Genomic DNA, 20612 nt, shown 5'->3' with positions numbered 1-20612 from the left:
ACCGGGTAACAGGCAATGCCATCGGATAACAAGCCAGAAAGAACCCTGGGGGATCGTGAATCGGCGGTTCTGGGGGCGATAGTATATGAATATATAACCACCGGGAAGCCAGTGGGATCGCGCTCGTTTGTCCAGAAGTATTCATTTTCCATTTCACCGGCGACCATGCGAAACACGATGTTCGACCTGGAGCGAATGGGATTTCTTCTTCAACCGCATACCTCGGCAGGTCGCATTCCCACGGACCTGGGTTACCGATTCTACGTCGATTCGCTCCTCGACACCTACGAATTCGTCATGAACGAAAAAGTAAGACTTCGCGACGAGCTGATAAAAAGCGAAACCCGGCTCGATCGCATGTTTATCTCAATTACAAAGACCATTTCACTGGTGTCCCGATACGCCGGTATCGTGCTCACGCCCCGGCCCGATTTCACCGTGCTCAAGCATATCGAGCTCGTACACCTTGATTCCAATGATATTCTCGTCATCATGGTTACGAGAAACGGCATGGTGATCAACAAGCGTATTTCCGTGTCGACGAGCCTCACCCAGGACGAGCTGTATCGGTACTCGAAATTCCTTACGTCGGAATTGTGCGGATATGCGCTCTATGAAATTAAAAAGGACATTTTCGAGCGATTGAGAAAGGAAAGGGCGGGCGATACCGATCACCAGATGGCGCTCGATATCGCGGAGCTGGCCCTGCAGGAAACGGAGGAGCCGGACCTGTATATCGACGGGATAGAAAACCTGCTGCACATTCCTGAAATGGTGGAAGCTGATCGCCTTCGGGCGCTGCTTCACCTCATAGAGGAGAAGCACCTGCTTAAGGGTATCATGGAAAGAACCATGGAAAGGGACGGCGTTCAGACACTCATAGGCGACGAGATCGCAGAGGTCGAAATGTCGGGGTGCAGTATCGTATCGTCGTCGTATAAAATAGGCAATAAGCGTGTCGGCGTGGTCGGGATTATCGGACCCACGCGGATGGACTACGAGAAGGTGGTTCCCCTGGTCGACTACACGGGCAAGGTCTTCTCCGAATTTCTGACCAAGCTTTCGAAATGACCGCGTTGAATGCCAATACTATCGAAAGAGAGGACGTAATGATCAAACACCCGCGAAATCATGGAAGGGAGAGCGAACCTGACAAAGAAGAAGAAAAGACGATGAACGGGGAGGGACCGTCTCCTTCCGCGGATACTACCAGGACCGCCGAACCCGGAATGCAGGACAGCGCGGCTGCGGATACGCAGTCGATACAGCCCGAGGAAATTAAATCATTGAAAGAAGCCCTCAAGGCGAAGGAAGAGGAGCTCGTGAAAAAAAACGAGGAATTGAACGGATTAAAAGACCTGATGATGCGCCGTCAGGCCGATTTCGATAACTATAAGAAACGAATGGTTAAATCGGAAGACGAATACAGGAAACTCGCGATCAAGGACATCGCGGTGGATGTCATACAGATCAATGACGATATCCTGAGGGCGATAGACGCGGCGGCGTGCGTCAACCCCGAACAGCTCGCGGCCTCGCACAGCGCCTTTATCGACGGGGTGTCCATGATCTCCCGGCGCATGGAGGAGATGCTTAAAAAATACGGCGTTCACGAGATCGATTCGCTCAACAAGGAGTTCGATCCGTGCATGAACGAAGCCGTGGAAATAACCGAAAGCGGCGATGTCGAGCACGATACCATCACCAAGGTCTACCAGAAGGGATTTGCCCTTGATGAATACGTCGTGCGCAGCGCGCGCGTGAGGGTAACACGTCCATCGCGGAACAAACAAGGCCTGGAGCAGTCGCCGGGACAGGCCGAAAGCGATTGCCGTGAACAGGGGGCGGCTGAAGCGAAAATATGACGGGCGTCGTGTTAAACGCGAAAACGGAAAATTGAATAATTCATACTAAGGAGAAAATATCATGAGTAAGATTATCGGAATTGACCTGGGTACCACGAATTCATGTGTGGCTGTCATGATGGGCGGGGAACCGGTGGTCATACAGAATTCGGAAGGCCAGCGTACCACGCCCTCCATAGTCGCGTTCACCGATAAAGGGGAGCGGCTGGTAGGACAGGTTGCGAAAAACCAGATCATAACGAATCCCGAAAATACGATTCGTTCGATAAAGCGGTTCATGGGCAGGAGCTATTCGGAGATTCCCCAGGAAATAAAGATGGTCTCCTACAACGTGATGGATGACGGAAAAGCCGGTGTTAAAGTGAAGACCGTGGGCGGCGAGTTCACGCCCCAGGAGATCTCGGCGCGGGTGCTTCAGAAGATGAAGCAGACCGCGGAGGATTTCCTTGGCGAACCGGTCACGAGGGCGGTGATCACCGTTCCCGCATATTTCAACGACGCCCAGCGCCAGGCGACCAAGGACGCGGGTAAGATCGCCGGTCTGCACGTGGAACGCATCATCAACGAGCCTACCGCCGCGTCGCTCGCCTACGGGCTCGACAAGAAGAACAAGAATGAGAAGATCGCGGTCTACGATCTTGGCGGGGGGACGTTTGACGTATCCATCCTTGAGCTCGGCGACGGCGTTTTCGAGGTCAAGGCGACGAACGGGAATACGCATCTTGGCGGCGACGACTTCGACCAGCGCATCATGCTCTGGCTGATCGCGGAGTTCAAGAAGCAGACGGGGATCGACGTAGCCAGCGACAAGATGGCGCTTCAGCGCCTCAAGGAAGGGGCCGAAAAGGCGAAGATCGAGCTTTCGAATAAAATGCAGGCGGAGATCAACATACCCTTCCTTACCGCGGACCAGAGCGGACCCAAGCACCTGATAATGACGCTTACGCGGGCGAAGCTCGAGCAGCTGGTCGAGGACCTCATTGCGAGCACCAATGATCCGTGCTTGAGGGCGATCGAGGATTCGGGGTTTTCGGCGGGCGATATCGACGAGGTAATACTTGTCGGCGGATCCACGAGGATACCCGCGGTCCAGGAACTGGTAAAACGCATCTTCGGGAAGGAACCCCACAAGGGAGTGAACCCCGACGAGGTGGTCGCGATCGGTGCGGCGATTCAGGGCGGCGTGCTTGCGGGCGACGTCCATGACGTGCTTCTCCTTGATGTGACGCCTCTGTCACTAGGCATCGAGACGCTGGGCGGCGTGATGACCAAGCTCATCGAGAGGAACACGACCATTCCCACGCGAAAGAGCCAGATATTCTCGACCGCCGCGGACAGCCAGCCGGCGGTTTCCATCCACGTGCTCCAGGGCGAGCGGGAGCTTGCGGCCCAGAACAGGACCCTTGGACGCTTCGACCTGGTGGGAATACCCCCCGCGCCGCGCGGCATTCCCCAGATCGAGGTTACGTTCGATATCGACGCGAACGGGATCGTGCACGTTTCGGCGAAGGACCTGGGCACGGGCAAGGAGCAAAAGATCAGGATAGAGTCCTCCAGCGGCTTGAACGATGAAGAGATCAAGAAGATGGTCAAGGAGGCCGAATCGCACGCGGACGAAGACAAGAAAATCCGCGCCAAGATCGAGCTCCGGAACGAGGCCGATTCCATGATCTACTCGGTCGAAAAGCTCATTAAGGACAACGAGGGCAAGATTGACGCCTCGGAGCGCCAGCAGATCGAGTCGGAGATAGCAAACCTCAGGAAGGCGATGGAATCGGACGACGAAAACGCGATCCGTGCGGGGAAGACCACGCTCGAGCAGGCGACCCACAAGTTCGCCGAGCGGATCTACCGCGAAGGCGCGGCGCAGCACCAGCAGGAGCAGTCCGCCGATAAAGGAGGGGAGCAAAAGAATTCGGAGTCCACGGGCACCCAGGGCCCGAAGGACGAAAAGGTCGTAGACGCCGATTTCGAGGTTGTGGACGACGACAAGAAGTAAGACGACAGCGGGCAGGGCGGGCATAGAAGCCCGCCTTGCCTATTAATTATTTCACGTGGAAAACGCCGGGGGATAACGTGGCGAATAAAAGGGATTATTACGAAATACTTGGCGTTTCGAAGAGCGCACAGGACGACGAGATCAAACAGGCTTACAGGAAGGCGGCGCTTAAGTTCCATCCCGACCGCAACAAGGGAAACGTGGAATCCGAGGAGAAGTTCAAGGAAGCGACCGAGGCGTATGAAATTTTACGAGATCCCAAAAAGCGCGCGCAGTACGATAAATACGGCCACGAGGGCGTCGCGGGATTCGAGGGTTTCGGCCGCGGGGCGTACACCGATTTTTCGGATATTTTCGGGGACTTCGACCTGAGCGATATTTTCGAGGGATTTTTCGGTGCGGGTTTCAGCGGGCGGCAGCGCACGAAGAAACCGCGCAGGGGGTCGGATATTCAGTACGACCTCACCATCGATCTCGAGCATGCCGCGACCGGGAAAGAGGCGCAGATAGAGATCCCCCGCAGCGAGGCATGCGGATCGTGCAACGGGTCCGGATCCGCCGCGGGCTCGAAGCCCATCGTCTGCCCGGTATGCAACGGTACGGGACAGATACGGCAAACCCAGGGATTCTTCTCGATAACACAGGCCTGCTACAAATGCCGCGGGGAAGGGAAGATAATCAGCTCGCCCTGCAAAACCTGCGGCGGCAACGGGCTGGTGATGAAGAAACGCAAGATCACGGTCAAGATTCCCGCCGGTGTGGAATCGGGCTCCCGGCTGAAAATCGCGGGAGAGGGAGAGCAAGGCCCGGGAAGCGGCCCGCGCGGCGACCTGTACGTGGTGATACACATCCTCAAGCATGCGACGTTCGAACGGCACGGGAATGACATCCTGAGCATAGTGGACATTTCGTATCCCATGGTCTGCCTCGGGGGAGAGATCGAGGTCGATACCATCATGGGAAACAAGGTCAAAATGAAGATTCCCGCGGGAGCTGAAAACGGACAGATTTTCAGGCTCAAGGGGAACGGCATCCCCTACCTTGGTTCTTACGGCAGGGGAGACCAGCTCGTGAAGATCAACGTGAGGGTGCCCAAAAAGCTTACCCCCCGCCAGAAGGAACTGCTACAGGAGCTCGCGCGCCTGGAAGGCGAAGAGCCCGGCTCGACCATGCGGCAGTTTTACTGATCGAGCAGCCCCATCTTTTCCTGGACCTCGAGCAGGGTCACGACGTGCCTTCGTTCCTCGCCGATGAGCCTGCCCAGGATGATATGGGTATCCGATCCCGGCTCGTACATAATCTCCACTTCGCTGTACCAGAGTATGGAGTCTTTTTCCGCGGTGAGCGCCACTTTAAAAACGTCTTTCGGCGTGCGCAGATTTTTTACGATCGTGTCCACATCGTTGTTGTTCTTGAATACTTTTGATTCCGAAATGGCCCTGAGGTTATAGTGGAATTCATCCGTGGAAGCGGCCTTTGAGGAATATTCCTGAGGGTGCAGCTTCTCGAATATTTCCCGGTGCCGCAGTTCCTCCTGGGCGAGGAATCCGAACAATTCCCTGAACGTCCTGTCCTCGAATTTGTTCCTGCACTGCGTGTAGAAATAATAACCCGTATCCTCGATCGCAATCGCGATATCTATTACTTCCTTCGTGGAATAGTTCATCCGTCATTCTCCCCGAACGCGGTGTGGATACCGCGGCGTCAGTCCCGGTAGTTCCGGATGGCCTCGATGAGCAGCCGTACGCCGTAGCCGGTCGCGTGCTTGGGCCGGTATCCCCTGGCTTTTGAATACCAGGAGGTACCCGCGATATCGATGTGCGCCCACGGCGTATTCTTCACGAAATTTTTGATGAACGTACCGCCGATAATGGTCCCGGCGTTCCTGCCGGAGGAAACGTTGGACAAATCCGCGATATCGGACTTGATGTCTTCATTGTATTCCTTGTACAGGGGCATTCTCCAGAGGCGATCGCCCGTCTCCTCTCCCGCCGCGAAGATCAGATTTGCCAATTCATCCTCCGGCGTGAGGAGTCCCGCAATGATTTCGCCGAAACACACGAGGCACGCGCCCGTGAGCGTGGCGATATCGATGATGCAGGAAGGCTTGAGCCGGTCTTCGGCAAACGCGACCGCATCGGCGAGGACGAGCCTTCCCTCGGCGTCGGTGTTCCCTATTTCGACGCTTTTTCCGTTGTACCCGATGTAGACGTCGCCGGGCCGATAGCTTTTGCCGCTCAGCATGTTTTCGCAGAGCGGTATCACCGCGTAGATGTTTTTTTTCAGGCGAAGCTCGGCGGCCGATTTTATGGTGTAGATGCACACCGCCGCGCCGGACATGTCGCTGCGCATGTCCTCGATATGTCCGGTCGGTTTCAGGTTGAGGCCGCCCGAATCGAAGGTGATGCCCTTGCCCACGATGGCGACGGATTTCTTGCTCCGGGGATTGCCGGTGTATTTCAGCACGACGAGCTGAGGGGGATAATCGCTCCCGCGGCTCACCGCGGAGAGGAGGCCCATTTTCATTTTCTCGATATCACCGCGGCCGTACACGGTGCAGCGGACGCCTTTGAGCCTGGAGAGCTTTTTCGCCTCCTGGGCGATTGCGACCGGGTTGCTCTTGTCGCTGGTTTCATTAACGAGGTCGCGGCAGAGCAGGGTATTCCCGCACGTGATTTCGATTTCCCGGAACGTGCCGGCGACGCGGTCATGCGAGGAGGTGAGCACTACGGCCTCCTCGATCAGTCGGTTGTTTTCCCCGTTGCGCGCCTTGTACCTCGCGAAGCTGTAATTGGCCAGGCACAGCCCCTCGCCGATCGAAACAGCGGTCTCGGAGGGCGACAGCTTCTCGATTTCGGGGGCGATAACGTGGACCGCCTTAACCTTTTTCTTCCTGCACGTCTCCGCCACCGCGGCGGACGTGTTCCTGACGGATTCCCGGGTAAGATCGGCCTTCTTTCCCAGTCCCGACAGTATGACCGTGGGGGAACCCGCCAGGGGGATGAACAGCATTTCTCCCTGCTTCCCGCGGAAATGGTCCAGGTTGGTTTTCTCCCTGACGAACAGCAGATCGGTGGGGACCTGCTTGGCCAGTTCCTTCCGGTATTCCTCGGTGAGAAGGAGCGCGATAGTGTCCCTGGAACTGAACGAAAAAATACGGTCTCTGGCAGTAAGTTTCATGGTGCTCCGTGTACGATTTGTCCGGTATGGGTTCAGTTACGGCACCGCGTACGTAATTTCAACAATAATTTTGGGTATTACACGAGCTCGAAGTCGATGCGCATCGTCTCCATCTCGACGCTGACCAGCCTGACCCTCACCTTGTCCCCGAGACGGAACCGCTTGCCGAGCCGCTTTCCGATCACGGTATGCTCGTCTTCCTGCACCAGGTAGAAATCATCGGTGAGGAAACGAAGGGGTACGAGGCCCTCGATGGGACGCTCGAGTATCGTGACGAAAAAACCGAATCGCGCAACGCTGCTGATCACGGAATCGAATTCGTCGCCGATTCGATCGAGCATGAGACGGCAGCATTTCAGCTTGAACAGGTCCCTCTCGGCGTTCACGGCGACGCGCTCCATGGTCGAGCTGGTCTCACCTATGGGGATGAGTTCCTCAAGCGTGTAGGGCCGCGGCGAACCGGCTATGAGGCTCTTGAGGCACCGATGCACGATAAGGTCGGGGTAGCGCCGGATGGGTGATGTAAAATGGGTATAATCGGCGAAGCCCAGGCCGAAGTGCCCCAGGGGCTCCACACCGTAAAACGCCTGCATCATGGATTTAAGTATTATGAAGTTGATGACCTCTTCGTATTCCCGGCCGCGGACCTGATCGATCACCGATTGCAGCGCGCTTCCTATGGATACCTTCAAGTTCATCTGTACGCCCAGGGTGCGCAGGAATTTGACCAGCGCCGACAGCTTTTCCTGCGAGACGGATTCGTGAACGCGGAAGAGGGCGGGAATCGCGTTTTCCCGGAGCGCGCGCGAGACGGCCTCGTTCGCGCTCAGCATGAATTCCTCGACGATGACGTGGCTCACGAGGCGCTGGACCGAGATGATGTCGATGAGATAATTGCCCTCGTACACGACCTCGGAATCGGTGAGGTTCAGGTCGACGCGCCCGTGGTCGATGCGCCTTTTTTTTAGAATTGCGGCGAGCTCCTGCATATCGAGAAGAAGTTTGGACAGCTTGTCGCGCCCTTTCTTCATGACCATGTCATGCGCCTGCTCGTAGGTCAGCCGCTTGTCGGACTTGATTATGCCGCGGTGAAAGCTCGAGGAAACGAACGCCCCCGAACGGTCGAACGACATTTCCGCCGACAGCACAAGCCGCTCGACGCCCTCCCTGAGGGAGCAGAGGTCGTTCGAAAGCGCTTCCGGAAGCATGGGAACCACGTGGTTTCCCAGGTAGAAACTCGTTCCCCGCGCACGCGCTTCCTTGTCAAGTGGAGAGCCCTTGGCGACGAACGCGGAAACGTCGGCGATATGCACGTAGAGGGTGTAGCCCTTACGGGTTTTTTCCAGGGAGATGGCGTCGTCGAAATCCTTCGCGTTTTTCCCGTCAATGGTGATGGTGCGAAGCTTCCGGAAGTCCTTGCGTCCCTTTCGTTCGCGGGTGATGAAACCCTGGTCGATCGCTCCGAGTTCCTCGTATTCTCCGTGGGGTTCGGGGATGGAGTGTTTGATCATGACGCGCCGCAGATCGAGGCTTTCGTCGTCCGGGGCGTACGACTCGTCCACTTCGCACTCCTGCAGGCCGCCCGAGGTCCTGCCGGTGAGCTTTACGATGGACAGGTCTCCCTTATTGGGCTCCACGGGTGAACGGGGTGCGAAGACCTCGATATTCCCGGGCTGGTCGATGAGGACGAAGTGGATCTGGCTTTTCGATTTCCCGCGAACCTGGGCGAGGTAGCGCTCCTTTTTTCGCTTTGCGACACCGGTTACCGCCGCGCAGAGCCGATCCTCGCGGATATCGGTGAGCTCCGCGATCACCTCGTCATTGAAGTGCGCGCCGCCCGTGTCCTCGCGGCGGACCAGGAATTCGGTTCCGTCGGGCGTACGCAGGACTCCGCCGCCGCGTGCGTCGGTGCGCAGGGTTCCCTGAATCCGGAAGTCCCGTGTGCGCGTGTACTTCCCCCTGTTAAATTCGAGGAAACCGATGTTGGAAAGCAGCGCGAGCAATTCCGACAGGCGGCTTTCCCCCTTGCGGGAGGCGCGCGACCTGCCCTTGGTCGATTTCTTTTTTTGGCCGGATTCCGTTGAGATTTTCGCCGATAGGCTTTGTTCTGTGAAGGGACCGTTCAGTTGTTTGATGTGCGCTAAGATATGCCTGGATGAATCTTGAGGCCCGCCTGTGCGCGGCCTCGGTGAGTCAGATCTCGTCATTATAATTTCCCCGATGGGCAAACCTGAGGGATTCAATTTCCTCCCTCCTGCGTGCAATCCTCGTTTTAATATCCGCGATGCGGCCGGCAAGCGCCGTGATGCCGTCGTCGGTAAGGTCCATGGAGGAGGCGCCCGATTCCCTGCGCGAAAGGACCATCTGCCCGATCTCGCGTTCGATTCCCGCCGCGTCGTCCTCCAGCCTGCGGATCTCAAGATGAAGCCGCGCGATTCTGGTGAATTCCTCGGTTTTCTCGACGACCCTTTCGCTGAATTTCAGGAACGCGCTGCCCGCTTCGTTCAGGAGACCCATGTGCAACCTCCATGTTTCGTGATCAGAGTACCAATCGCATACTTCTTTGTCAACAGTACGCCAAAAAAATATTAGCCGGCTGGCGACCGCCTTGACCAGCGCGGCGTATCACGCGGGGGTGCGGGTGACTTCCTGGATAAGGCGCGCGATATTTCCGGAAACTATATCGTCTAACGGGAAGAATGCGCGGAATCGCGCGGGAAGAGGGGCGGTTACCACCGTCCAGGCGCGCGTTGTCGGGTGTGCGAAGGCGAGCGCGTACGCATGAAGGAGCAGGCTGTCGTCTCCCGTGCGCTCAGGTGATCCATAGAGACCATCCCCGACGATGGGCATGCCGAGATCGGAAAGCTGGATGCGGATCTGGTGCTTCCGGCCCGTATGCAGCAGTACCATGAGAAGACTGCGGCCCCCGGCATGGGCGATGCGGGCATATTCGAGTATAGCCTCCCTAGTGCCGGCCGTCGTTCCCCCTGCGAGACGGGGATGTCCGTCATCGAAGGTAAAATGGCCGGCCGCCGATTCGAACACCGGCGAATCGGCCGGCAGGTTTTCCGAGGTTCCCCCGCCGACCACGGCAAGGTATACCTTGCGTACCGTCCTTTCCCGGAACTGGGCGGACAGGCGGGAGGCAGATTTCGAGTTTTTCGCGAAGAGGACCACGCCGGATACCTGCCGATCGAGGCGATGGACAAGCCCAAGGAACACGTTCCCCGGCTTATTATATTTTTCCTTCAGGTAGGATTTCACCATGTCCATGAGATGGGCCCTCCCGCTCGAGTCGCCCTGTACGAGCGTGCCCGCGGGCTTGAGCACCGCTATCAGGTGATTGTCTTCGAATAGTACTTCTGGCGTGCCGGGTTCCATCACATACCTGTCAAGGATACAGGTTTGGCGCCGCGGAAGGGAACGCAAGCCCCATTTAGGGAAGGGATAAAAATTCCTGCATATATGCATCCCGCGGCTTTTGCGGGTATTTTCCGGCAAGGGGGCTGGATAGGTAAAATATTTTGATACCAACCCGAGGTTAAACTATATTAACTATGGAGTAAAAGAACAGGGTGAAAGGAGCGTTAAACAGGTACACGCTGGGTTGCAGGGGGCGGCTGCCGGGGAACGGACTGAAGATATCTGCAGAGAGGGGTTCATCATGGCACAGGAGACGCCAGCGCGGATTCTTACGATAGAGGATGAGGACATAGTTCGGATAAATATTGCGGCATACCTGGAGGATCATGGATTCTCCGTGCTGCAGGCGGCGAACGGGCGTGAGGGTCTGGACATGTTTCGGGCCGAAAAACCGGACCTCGTGCTGGTGGACTTGAGGATGCCGGAGATCAACGGGCTGCAGGTGCTGGGCCACGTCGCGGTGGAGGCGCCGGAAATACCCGTGATAATCGTATCGGGTACCGGCATCATGCGGGACGCGATCGAGGCGCTCAGGCTGGGCGCGTGGGATTTCGTCACCAAGCCGATACAGGACATGGAGGTTCTTAAATACTCCATAATGAAGAGCCTTGAGCGCGCCTCCCTTCTCCGGGAAAACCGTATTTATAAAGAGCACCTCGAGGACGAGATAAAGAAGCGCACCGCGGAGCTGCGGGAAACAAACTACATGCTCAAGGAGGAAATCCTCGAACGTTGGAAGGTCGAGGAGGAACTCCGCAAATCAATCACCACACTTCAAAAAACCATCACCGGCATCGTACATACGATCTCGCTTATCGGTGAGATTCGGGATCCGTACACGGGCGGACACCAGCGGCGCGTGGCGGAGCTCGCGCGGGCGATAGGCGAGGAGCTTGGCCTGGACGAGGATCGCCTGCAAGGGGTATTCGTCGCCGGCATGCTGCATGATATCGGAAAAATATCGGTGCCCATCGAGATACTGTGCAAGCCCTCCGGGATCACCGAGATAGAATCGATGATGCTGAAAACCCATCCCGAGGTGAGCTGGGAGATCCTTCGCGAGATCGAGTTCCCCTGGCCCGTGGCCCGCATTGTTTTACAACACCACGAACGCATGGACGGGTCCGGGTTCCCGGGCGGCCTGAAGGGGGAAGATATCCTGCTCGAAGCGAGAATCATCGGGGTCGCGGACGTCGTCGAGGCGATGGCTTCGCATCGGCCCTACCGCCCCGCGCTCGGTATCGATAAAGCCATTGAGGAGATCATAGCGAAAAAAAATTCGTATTACGATCCGGCCGCGGTGGACGCCTGCGTGCGGCTGTTCCGCGAAAAGGGTTATACCCTGGACTCGCATAAAACGGGGTTCGAGGGAAGGATACCCCTTGGGGCCTGAAAGGGGCCAGGGAGCGGAAGGCGGCGAATAAATGGAAACACAGGAGTTCCTGTATCTCAATTATTTCTCGATTGGCGCCTTCATCGCCACCGCCTTCAACATCGCCGGTGTCGTCTTCCTTGTCCTCATTCCCAGAAAGTCCAGGCCGACCATCCACCTTCTTCTCGTCTACCTGTTCATCATGCTTCAGAACATGGGCTATCTCTTCGCCTCCTCGGTCTATCATCCCGCTGCCGCGTATCACCGCTGGATCACCGTGTTTGCCGTTATCCCGGGAATCATTTACATGACCAGGTTCTTTTTCTATTTTCCGCATCCGGAACGGACCAGGCTGGCCGGAATCGCGTGTGCCGCGCAATGGACTATCTCGATCGCGGTGGATGCGGTATTTTTCTGGAAAACGACAGACCTGCCGAGGATATATCATTTCGACGGTCAATATTGGGATTTCGACGCGGACAGGCTCAGCTACCTGATCGGGATTGTGATCATGGCGAATATCGCGATGGTCCTGGCCGCGGGGATCTGGCGCATCATGACCTCGACGGGGAAAAACAGGCTGTATGTCGTGCTCATCCTGGCGAGCATGATGGTCATACTCGTGGCCCCCGCGATCGCGAACGTTCTGAGCCGCGAGGGAACGATCGACCGAGAATATTTCCAGGTGACCTGGAACCTGGTGACCGTACTGGGTTTTTTCCTGATGCTCACGGTATATGTAAACGTGACGCCGGACCGGAGCTCCATCATGGCCAAGATAGCGGGTATCAGCATGGTTACCTTCCTGCTGTTCTTTCAGGGCTTCGTCTATATAGTCTGGCGGTACGGGGAACAGCTCATCGACGGCGTGAAGATGGAACAGCTGAGACGGGCAGTGGGCGAACGCGGGTACTTCCCCGCCGAAATGCGCTACCTCTACCGCTACGACCCGGGCACCGGAGAAGGTACGGTATTGAAATCGGGAGCACCGCATCCCTGGGACCCCGCGCGCATTCAGTCGCACCTTGTCCTGGCGGATTTACACGATCGCCTGGGCAGGCTGGACGGGGAGGGCGCGCGCGCCGCTTTGCATTCTTTCGCGAAAATTGCGCCCCCGTACCTCCAGGCGTATGCCGCGCTGTTGAGCGCGCATGCCGGAACCATTGAGACGACCACGCCCGCCCGCCACCTGGAAAAGCTGTGCGCCCGCATCGCCTATCACGGCAAAAAGCTCGCGATGATTCCTGAAGCAGGTTTCAGGGAGCGCGCGGATGCGTACCTGGAAACCATGCAGGGCCCGGAAAAAATATTCGCCAACGTGGTCCGGCGCCGATTACACTCCCTGCCGCAGGATGCCGGTTCGCTTCGCGCGGAGGCCATTGCGTATTTCGTGCCGCTCCCGGATGTGCATACGCGCATGTACCGGAGTGGTCCGGACGATAATCACTACCTGAGCTATGTGTACATAGACCGATTCGCGGGCATGGTGTATGAGGGAGGATTTTCCTATGCGGAATACCGGGCGCAGATTCACGTTCCGGCAGTGAGGCTCATCGCGCTCCTGGGCGGAATTATCCTGCTCATGGTTACGGTGTTTCCCTTCTTCTTTCTTCGGGCGATCGTGAGGCCGCTGCGCTTGCTCCTTGACGGTGTGAAAAAGGTGAACGAGGGACGCCTGGAGGCCCAGGTCCCCGTCCTGGTAGAGGACGAGATCGGCTATCTTTCGCGCTCCTTCAATAACATGGTCGCATCCGTAAGCGAGGCGCAGAGGGACGCGATGAGGATGCGCTATTATTTCCAGAATGTGATCGATTCGATGCCCTCTATTCTGTTGAGCGTCGATACCGACGGCAGGATCACGCGGTGGAACCGCGAGGCGGAAAGGTTTTCTGGATTCGCCGGGGCGCTCTCCGCGGGCCGCATGTTCGGGGAGGCATTTCCCTTCCTCGAGGCCCAGGCGGCAAGGGTCAGGAACGCGATCTGGCTGAAAACGGCCCAGTCCCCGGAACGAATTCGAACGGAAGAAGAGGGAACCCCGCGCTACTTCGACGTCATGATTTTCCCCCTCATGGCCGACGACATCGAAGGCGCGGTAATCAGGCTCGATGATATCACGGCCAGGGTCAAACTCGAGGAAATGATCGTACAGTCGGAGAAAATGCTCTCGCTTGGGGGACTCGCCGCGGGGATGGCGCATGAGATCAACAATCCCCTGGGCGGCATTCTCATGGGGGCGGAAAACGTCATCAGGCGCTTTTCCCCGGCCCTCCCGGCAAATACGGACGCGGCGGCGGGATTGGGACTCGACCTGGGGCTTGTTAACGCCTACCTTGAAAAACGCGACATACTGACGCTGCTCGCGGGAATACGCGAGATGGGGGCAAGGGCCTCCCGGATAGTCGCGAACATGCTCGCGTTTTCAAGAGAAGGGGAACCGGTCATGACGTCCGTCGGTGTCGAGCAGCTGGCCCGCAAGGCGATCGAAATCGCGGCCCATGACTTCGACATAAACAGGAAATACGATTTCAAGCATATCGGGATAATATGGGAAGTGGAGCCGGCCCTCCCGCCGCTTCAATGCGTGGCCACGGAGATCGAACAGGTTCTGCTTAATCTCTTAAAGAACGCCGCGCACGCAATGGGTGAAAAAGCATACGGGGAGGACGCGCCCCAGATAAAAATAAGGCTCGGGCGCGAGGGCGGCTTCCACCGGATCGAGATCGAGGACAACGGTCCCGGCATGACCGAGAACGTGCGGAAACGCATTTTCGAGCCGTTCTATACCACCAAAAAGACCGGGCACGGCACGGGGCTGGGGCTCAGCGTCTCGTATTTCATCATAACGAACAACCACAAGGGGATCATGACCGTCGAGTCATTGCCGGGAAGGGGGGCCAAGTTCGTGATCGTGCTTCCCTCGGGCGTAGGCGGGCCCGGGGGGTCCTGAGCCTCGTGGGAAACGGGACGTATCGGCGCCAAATTTTGGTTTGACGAAAAACGCGCCGCGGCGCACAAGGACGAATACAGGAAGCCGGTGATTTCGGGATGACGCGGGGAGGACCTGGACCAGGCACCATGAAGAGAACGGGCGCAAAACTGCTGATCGTCGATGACGAGGAAATCGTCCGGCTCAATCTCAGGGCTTATCTCGAGGACCAGGGATATGCGGCGGCCGTATGCGCGAGCGGCGAGGAGGCCCTCATCCGCATGAAGGATGAGCGGTTCGCACTGTGCATCGTCGACATGAGGCTTCCGGGAATGGACGGAAACGCATTCATCGCGAAGGCCCACGTCCTTGATCCCTCCATGCGGTACGTTATTCACACGGGCTCCGCGACATATGTGCTTCCTGAGACCCTGGCCGCGATGGGAATAGGCGCCGGCGATATCCTGAAAAAACCGCTGGTCGATCTTGGCATCGTCGCAAAAACCGTCGAACGCCTTCTCTCGACTCCCTGAAAGAAACGATAATTTCCGGAAACGCGCTACCGGGTACGCTCGTCCCCGCGCACGAAAAGGCTGATGGATTCGATATGATACGTGCCGGGAAACATGTCGATAAGCGTGAGCGCCCTGAGCGCGTAACCCGCGGATACGAAATCGGCGCAATCGCGCGCGAACGCAGCCGGGTTGCACGAGACGTAGACGATCCCCGCGGGGAGCAGCGCGCGCACGATACCCCGCGCCTTCGCGTCCAGTCCCGCGCGCGGCGGATCGCACACGAGCACCTTCCTCCCGCGGAGCGAACCGGTCATGGACGAAAACCCGTGGGCGTCAAACGTGACGTTCCGTATGGCGTTCAGCGCGGCGTTGCGTCTCGCCAGCCGCACGAGCCGGGTCGAGGAATCGAAGCCGGTCCCGGAAAATCCGGCGCGCGCGAGGTGGAGGGCGAAAAATCCCACGCCGCATCCCGCGTCGCAGAATCCGCCCGGGTCTCCCGGTACCGCCGTGGCGTAATTCCCTACGATCCCGAGCATCTTTTCGCGTAAATAGCGGTTGGCCTGGAAGAAATCCCGATGCCCGCGCTCGTACACGATCCCGCACGCGTGTTCCCGCAGAACCGCTCCCTCCCGTTCGGGAATGATCGAGCCGTTGTCACCGAAAGCGACGCACATCTCCCCGGCGTGTCCGGCAGCGGCGAAGGGCGGGCGGGGGCCGATACTGCCGGCCAGCAGGAGGCACCCTCCCTCCGGAAAAGGAACGATATCATGAGAGTGCCGTGCAAAGAAACCGGCCTGTCCCCGGAGATCGGTCTTGATAACGGCATGGCTGCGGTAACGAAAGCGCTCCCCGGAGACCGATTCGATCTCGGGGATACTCTGAAGCTGTATTTTGCCGATTCGGGCCAGGGATTCTGTCAGGATGGCTTGTTTGGCGGCACGCTCCGCGTCATAGTCGAGGTGCAGGTACTCGCACCCCCCGCATCGCCCGAAATTCGGGCATTCGGGCGCAATCCTCGAGGGCGAGGCTTCAAGCAGCTCCACGACCTCGCCGAACGCATACCCCTTTTTCTCCGCGACGATGCGAATCCTGGCGAGGTCGCCGGGGGCCGTTCCCGGTACGAACACGGCCCTGCCGTCCGGGAAACCCAGGCCGTGTCCGCCGTAGACCAGGCTCGCGATCCGAATGTCCAGAAAATTATTCATCCATACCCGTAAGCCGACAACTATCTTTATGCGCGTTGTGAAGGCAAGATTTATTTAATGGCCGGAATCCCGGCAGGCGCAGGCACGCCCATTGGCCCATTTTAGGGGCTGCGCGTGAATTCAGGGAGACGGCACGACGTCAGGATCGATCCGGACAGGTGTATACGCGCAAAGATACTTGACAGGTACAGCCCGCATCTTAGAGTAGTGCGACGTCCGCCACGGGTCGCCCGAACCAGGAACAGGGGGTGCTGCCCGGCGAAACGGCGCTGAAAGGGCTTTTCGCTCCAGACATATAGAATGCGGGCGGAACCGGCGGAAAGGTGCGGGCCGGGAAAAACCTATTAATACTCAGGAAGTTGAACGGACATGAAACTTTCGGAAATCAGGACATTGCTGAACGCAGATATAATTTTCGGGGAAGAGCTTCTCGAAACCACCGAGGTCGAAACCGCCTTCGCCTCGGACCTGCTGAGCGATGTGCTCGCGTATTCCAAGCCAAACGCGCTTTTTATAACGGGCCTCACGAACCCGCAGGTTATCCGCACGGTAGAGGTACTGGACCTCGTCGGCGTGGTGTTCGTCAGGGGCAAGGTTCCCCAGCTTGAAACCGTCGAACTGGCGAAGCGCAGGAACATTCCCCTGCTCAGGACCAAGTGCATAATGTTCGAGGCATGCGGCAGGATGTATACCGCGGGTGTGGGCGCCTCGCGCCAGACGGTGGACTGAGGGGCATGATTCCCTTCCAGGTGTACATGCTCCGCGGGCGCGATTTCTCCAACGCGGGCAGGATCTCGAGTTCCATAAAGCGGGTGCTCAAGGAAAATAAATTCGATCCGGGTGTCATCCAGCGCATCGCGATCATCACCTACGAAGCGGAGATCAACCTCGCATGTTACACCTATTACGGATATTTATGGATTTACTTTCTTAACGACAGGATTAAAATCGTCGTCAAGGACTCGGGCCAGGGGATCACCGATATCGCGCTCGCCATGAAAGAAGGATACTCGACCGCATCCGAGGAGATCAAGCGGCTCGGTTTCGGCGCGGGGATGGGGCTCGCGAACATCAAGAAAAACTCGGACCTGATGTTCCTGCATTCGCTGCCCGGAATCGGCACTACGCTGCAGATCGAAGTATTGCTCAATCCCGACCAGAAGAGGGAACCGATGAACATAACCATGGAAGAGGTCCTTACCAGGACGAATTTTACGCTCCTGACGGAAGGAATCGATCTCACGCGAAACGTGACCGGTGGATTCGCCGGCGACATGCTGAGCGACGTGAACGCCAATTCGCGCGAGGGCAATATCTGGATCACCATCCTCGCCCACCCGAACGGCATCGCGGTCGCGAGCCTGAAGGAGCATGCGGGTATCATCATCTCGGGCGGGATCAAGCCCGGGGGCGATTTTCTGGAAAGGGCGCTCCGGGAAAACATTCCCGTGCTCTTCTCCGAGTTGTCCACGTACGAGGTGGTGACCATCCTTTCCGGCCTGGGGATAACCGCGAATCATTAGGATGCAGCCGGCAGTATCGGACCCCACAATACCTTAATGGTTTTCCGGGCCTTCCCGCGCGTTCGCCACCCTGCAATTACCATACCTCAGTTCTATTAATGGGCTCCTCGTCCGATACGTCACCTGTAAAAAGCGGCATGGCCATGCTCGGGATGCGTCGCCGCGAATGCAGGTCAAGGGGTCAGAGCCCCAGGCCGAAAAGGCGGGATGCGTTCATGGTGGTCGTTTCGGCGATCTCTTCTTCGCTTTTACCCAGGATCTCCGCGGCGGCGCGCAGGTTGTACCTGATGTTCGCGGGGACATTGGGCATTTCCCGGGACTCGACGGGCGGAATGTCCGGCGCGTCGGTTTCGAGGAGCATGTGGTCGGGATAGACCCGTTTCAAAACCGCGGCCTTCTTTTTGCTGTTGCGGAAGGTGAGCGCGCCCCCGAAGGAAAACATCATGCCGTGCTTCATGAATGTCTCGGCGATCTCCACGCTCCCGGAAAAGGAATGCAGGAGGCCGCCGCGCGCGGGTGCGCCGATTTTCCGGAACGCGGCGTGCATGGCGTCGAACGCCCCGCGGCAGTGGAGCACCACCGGCAGGTCGAGGTCCCTGGCGATCGCGAGCTGGCGCTCGAAAAAAAGCCTCTGGAGCTCGAAATCAGAATTTTCGATCTTGCTATCAAGACCTATCTCTCCCAGCGCGATCGCGCCGCGGTCGCGCGCGTAGGCGAGCTCGTCGATGAAGGGTAAGTCCTCCGGCTTGCAGTACCACGGGTGTATGCCCAGGGCGAATTTCACCTCGGGGAAACGGGCGGAGATCGAGGCGGAGCGTTCCCATTCGTCAGGGCCGGTGGTGGAGGTGATGAGCCTCACGACGCCCGCCCGGGCCGCGTCGCGCAGGATTGTTTCAAGCGAGTCCCTGAAATAATCGCTCTCGAGGTGGCAATGCACGTCCACCAGGCGCATGTCATTCCCCGATTATCTTGACCATCACGCGCTTGGGCCGCCGGCCGTCGAACTCCCCGTAGAAGATTTGCTCCCACGGGCCGAAATCGAGCGCGCCCTTCGTGACCGCCACCACCACCTCGCGTCCCATGACGGTCCGCTTGATGTGGGCGTCACCGTTGTCCTCACCGGTCCGGTTGTGCCGATACGCGGAGACGGGTTCGTGGGGCGCCAGCCGCTCCAGGAAATCGTCGAAATCCCGGATAAGGCCCTCCTCGGCGTCGTTGATGAATACCGAGGCCGTTATGTGCATGGCGTTTACCAGGCACAGGCCCTCGCGGATACCGCTCTTCGCCAGGAGTTCCTGCACCTTCCCCGTGATGTTGAGGTACTCGCGTTTTTTCCCGGTGGTGAAGGTGAGGTGCTCGGTGAAAGATTTCATGGTCCCTCCCGTGCTTCTGGTAAATTATTTTTCGAACGCGCGCGCGAGAATGCTGACCGGGTGAAGCACCTTGTAGGGGGTGCTCATCTCGATCTGCCATTTGCAGGTTTCACAGTCGGTGATCACGAAATCGGGGCGCGCTTTTTCGATTCGCTTGAACAGCGCGGAGCCGACCTTCTGCGATACGTCGTAGTATTCTTTTTTAAAGCCGTAGGTCCCGGCGATCCCGCAGCATTCGGAATGCAGTATCTGGAGATCCAGTCCCGGAACTCGCCGCAGCACGTCTATCGTGTAGATGACGCCGCCCATGCGCTCCAGGTGGCAGGGGGAATGGTACGCGGCGCGAATCGTCACGGGTTTCATGGGAGGCACGTTGCCCGCCTGGAACTGGTCGTAGATATAGCGCGTGATATAGTTCAGGTTGTTGAATATTGAGGAATTGTCCATTTCAAGCAGGTTCGCGTATTCGTACTTGAGCGCGAACGCGCAGCTCGACGAGGTGGTGACGATGCGCGTTCCCGGGTCTTCAATTGTCTTTCGAAGGGCGTTGATATTGAACCGCGCGTTCTTGCGCGCCTTTTCGATATATCCGTTCGCTATCAACGGCACCCCGCAGCAGCGCTCCCTGGGTATCGTGACGCCGATATTCATGGCGTTCATGACGCTCACGAGGTCCTTGCCCAGGCCGTGCTCGTTGTAGTTGACGAAGCAGCCGTGAAAATACACGACGTGCGTCCCGAAAGCGGACTGTTTCTTCCGGGCGAATTTCTTAAACCATTTCCGGAATGTGCCCCGGGCGTATTTCGGGAAGATGCGCTTTGAGGGGATGAGCAGCACCTGGTCCAGGAAGAACTTGACCGGCGACAGTGCCGTGAAGAAATTCATGATTCCGCTGTACTTTACCGCGGTGTTTCCAATCAGGTCCGTATGGGAGAGGAAATAGTCCCTGATGCGGAATTTCTTCTTAAAGTATTTCCACTTGCTGCTCTGGATAATATCCGCGATCTTGACGTTCGACGGGCATGCGATCTCGCAGCGCTTGCAGTTCGTGCAGTAGCGCAGGGAATCGTCCAGGAGCTCCGGGTTCTTGATGCGCAGGCGTTCCGTATCGGGACCGCACTGCTTGGGCCCGGGGAAATGATGCGTGACCCTGGCCACGGGGCAATAGATGGTGCACACCGTGCACTTGATGCAGTGGTCGAAGCTGATATTTTCGAGATCTATCATGAGC

At 57.8% G+C, this 20612-nt stretch carries 18 protein-coding genes; 9 read left to right on the top strand and 9 right to left on the bottom strand.

All coding sequences use genetic code 11. From position 1 onward, the window contains the following. The first annotated feature begins 15 nt into the window (after window positions 1–15). The 4 genes from hrcA (at window position 16) to dnaJ (ending at window position 5051) form a co-directional block, all read left to right on the top strand. Window positions 16–1071: a heat-inducible transcription repressor HrcA gene (hrcA, locus tag EPN93_03210; GenBank protein ID TAL39099.1), complete on the top strand. Its 1056-nt coding sequence runs from the start codon at window positions 16–18 to the stop codon at window positions 1069–1071. Continuing rightward, window positions 1068–1865: a nucleotide exchange factor GrpE gene (gene grpE / locus EPN93_03205; protein TAL39098.1), complete on the top strand. Its 798-nt coding sequence runs from the start codon at window positions 1068–1070 to the stop codon at window positions 1863–1865. The genes hrcA and grpE overlap by 4 nt, the downstream gene beginning before the upstream one ends. A 61-nt stretch (window positions 1866–1926) precedes the next feature. Further along, entirely contained in the window at window positions 1927–3864 is a 1938-nt protein-coding gene (dnaK, locus tag EPN93_03200; protein TAL39097.1) for a molecular chaperone DnaK, read from the top strand. 77 nt (window positions 3865–3941) lie between these two features. Next, window positions 3942–5051 (top strand): molecular chaperone DnaJ, encoded by a 1110-nt coding sequence (gene dnaJ, locus EPN93_03195; GenBank protein ID TAL39096.1) that lies wholly within the window; start codon window positions 3942–3944, stop codon window positions 5049–5051. Here dnaJ and EPN93_03190 read toward each other — a convergent pair. From EPN93_03190 to EPN93_03170, 5 genes are all read right to left on the bottom strand, one after another. Next, window positions 5045–5530: a hypothetical protein gene (locus EPN93_03190; GenBank protein ID TAL39095.1), complete on the bottom strand. Its 486-nt coding sequence runs from the start codon at window positions 5528–5530 to the stop codon at window positions 5045–5047. The genes dnaJ and EPN93_03190 overlap by 7 nt on opposite strands. Before the next feature lie 38 nt (window positions 5531–5568). Then, window positions 5569–7044: a leucyl aminopeptidase gene (locus tag EPN93_03185; GenBank protein TAL39094.1), complete on the bottom strand. Its 1476-nt coding sequence runs from the start codon at window positions 7042–7044 to the stop codon at window positions 5569–5571. Between the two features lie 77 nt (window positions 7045–7121). After that, window positions 7122–9251, bottom strand: coding sequence for a VacB/RNase II family 3'-5' exoribonuclease (locus EPN93_03180; GenBank protein TAL39093.1), 2130 nt, complete (start codon window positions 9249–9251; stop codon window positions 7122–7124). Further along, a complete protein-coding gene (locus EPN93_03175; protein TAL39092.1) occupies window positions 9238–9561 on the bottom strand; it encodes a hypothetical protein in 324 nt (107 codons plus the stop codon). Before EPN93_03175 ends, EPN93_03180 begins: the two co-directional genes overlap by 14 nt. Window positions 9562–9669: 108 nt before the next feature. After that, window positions 9670–10425: an RluA family pseudouridine synthase gene (locus tag EPN93_03170; protein TAL39091.1), complete on the bottom strand. Its 756-nt coding sequence runs from the start codon at window positions 10423–10425 to the stop codon at window positions 9670–9672. 283 nt (window positions 10426–10708) lie between these two features. Between EPN93_03170 and EPN93_03165 the strand changes: the two genes are divergently transcribed. The 3 genes from EPN93_03165 (at window position 10709) to EPN93_03155 (ending at window position 15298) form a co-directional block, all read left to right on the top strand. Then, entirely contained in the window at window positions 10709–11860 is a 1152-nt protein-coding gene (locus tag EPN93_03165) for a response regulator (protein ID TAL39090.1), read from the top strand. A gap of 31 nt (window positions 11861–11891) precedes the next feature. Next, on the top strand, window positions 11892–14786 hold the full coding sequence (locus EPN93_03160) for a HAMP domain-containing protein (protein ID TAL39089.1): 2895 nt from the start codon (window positions 11892–11894) through the stop codon (window positions 14784–14786). 128 nt (window positions 14787–14914) lie between these two features. Continuing rightward, a complete protein-coding gene (locus EPN93_03155; protein TAL39088.1) occupies window positions 14915–15298 on the top strand; it encodes a response regulator in 384 nt (127 codons plus the stop codon). Between the two features lie 26 nt (window positions 15299–15324). On the opposite strand, the gene EPN93_03150 is transcribed toward EPN93_03155, so the two are convergent. Continuing rightward, window positions 15325–16485 (bottom strand): class I SAM-dependent RNA methyltransferase, encoded by a 1161-nt coding sequence (locus EPN93_03150; protein TAL39087.1) that lies wholly within the window; start codon window positions 16483–16485, stop codon window positions 15325–15327. 369 nt (window positions 16486–16854) lie between these two features. On the opposite strand from EPN93_03150, the gene EPN93_03145 reads away from it, so the two are divergent. Both EPN93_03145 and EPN93_03140 read left to right on the top strand, forming a co-directional pair. After that, the gene (locus tag EPN93_03145) at window positions 16855–17214 is read left to right on the top strand and encodes a hypothetical protein (protein TAL39086.1); all 360 of its coding nucleotides are present in this window, start codon (window positions 16855–16857) and stop codon (window positions 17212–17214) included. Further along, on the top strand, window positions 17160–18008 hold the full coding sequence (locus EPN93_03140) for a hypothetical protein (protein TAL39085.1): 849 nt from the start codon (window positions 17160–17162) through the stop codon (window positions 18006–18008). Before EPN93_03145 ends, EPN93_03140 begins: the two co-directional genes overlap by 55 nt. A 181-nt stretch (window positions 18009–18189) precedes the next feature. Here EPN93_03140 and EPN93_03135 read toward each other — a convergent pair whose 3' ends face one another. From EPN93_03135 to glpC, 3 genes are read right to left on the bottom strand one after another with little or no spacing between them, the layout of a single operon-like run. Continuing rightward, on the bottom strand, window positions 18190–18960 hold the full coding sequence (locus tag EPN93_03135; protein ID TAL39084.1) for a TatD family deoxyribonuclease: 771 nt from the start codon (window positions 18958–18960) through the stop codon (window positions 18190–18192). Window position 18961: 1 nt separating this feature from the next. Further along, on the bottom strand, window positions 18962–19381 hold the full coding sequence (locus EPN93_03130; GenBank protein ID TAL39083.1) for a YjbQ family protein: 420 nt from the start codon (window positions 19379–19381) through the stop codon (window positions 18962–18964). Window positions 19382–19405: 24 nt separating this feature from the next. Beyond that, entirely contained in the window at window positions 19406–20608 is a 1203-nt protein-coding gene (glpC, locus tag EPN93_03125) for an anaerobic glycerol-3-phosphate dehydrogenase subunit C (GenBank protein ID TAL39082.1), read from the bottom strand. Window positions 20609–20612: the final 4 nt, after the last annotated feature.

Source organism: Spirochaetota bacterium (genome assembly GCA_004297825.1).
Lineage (GTDB): Bacteria > Spirochaetota > UBA4802 > UBA4802 > UBA5368 > FW300-bin19.
Note: the sequence above shows the minus strand (reverse complement) of the source record. Positions and strands in the feature narration are given on the sequence as shown.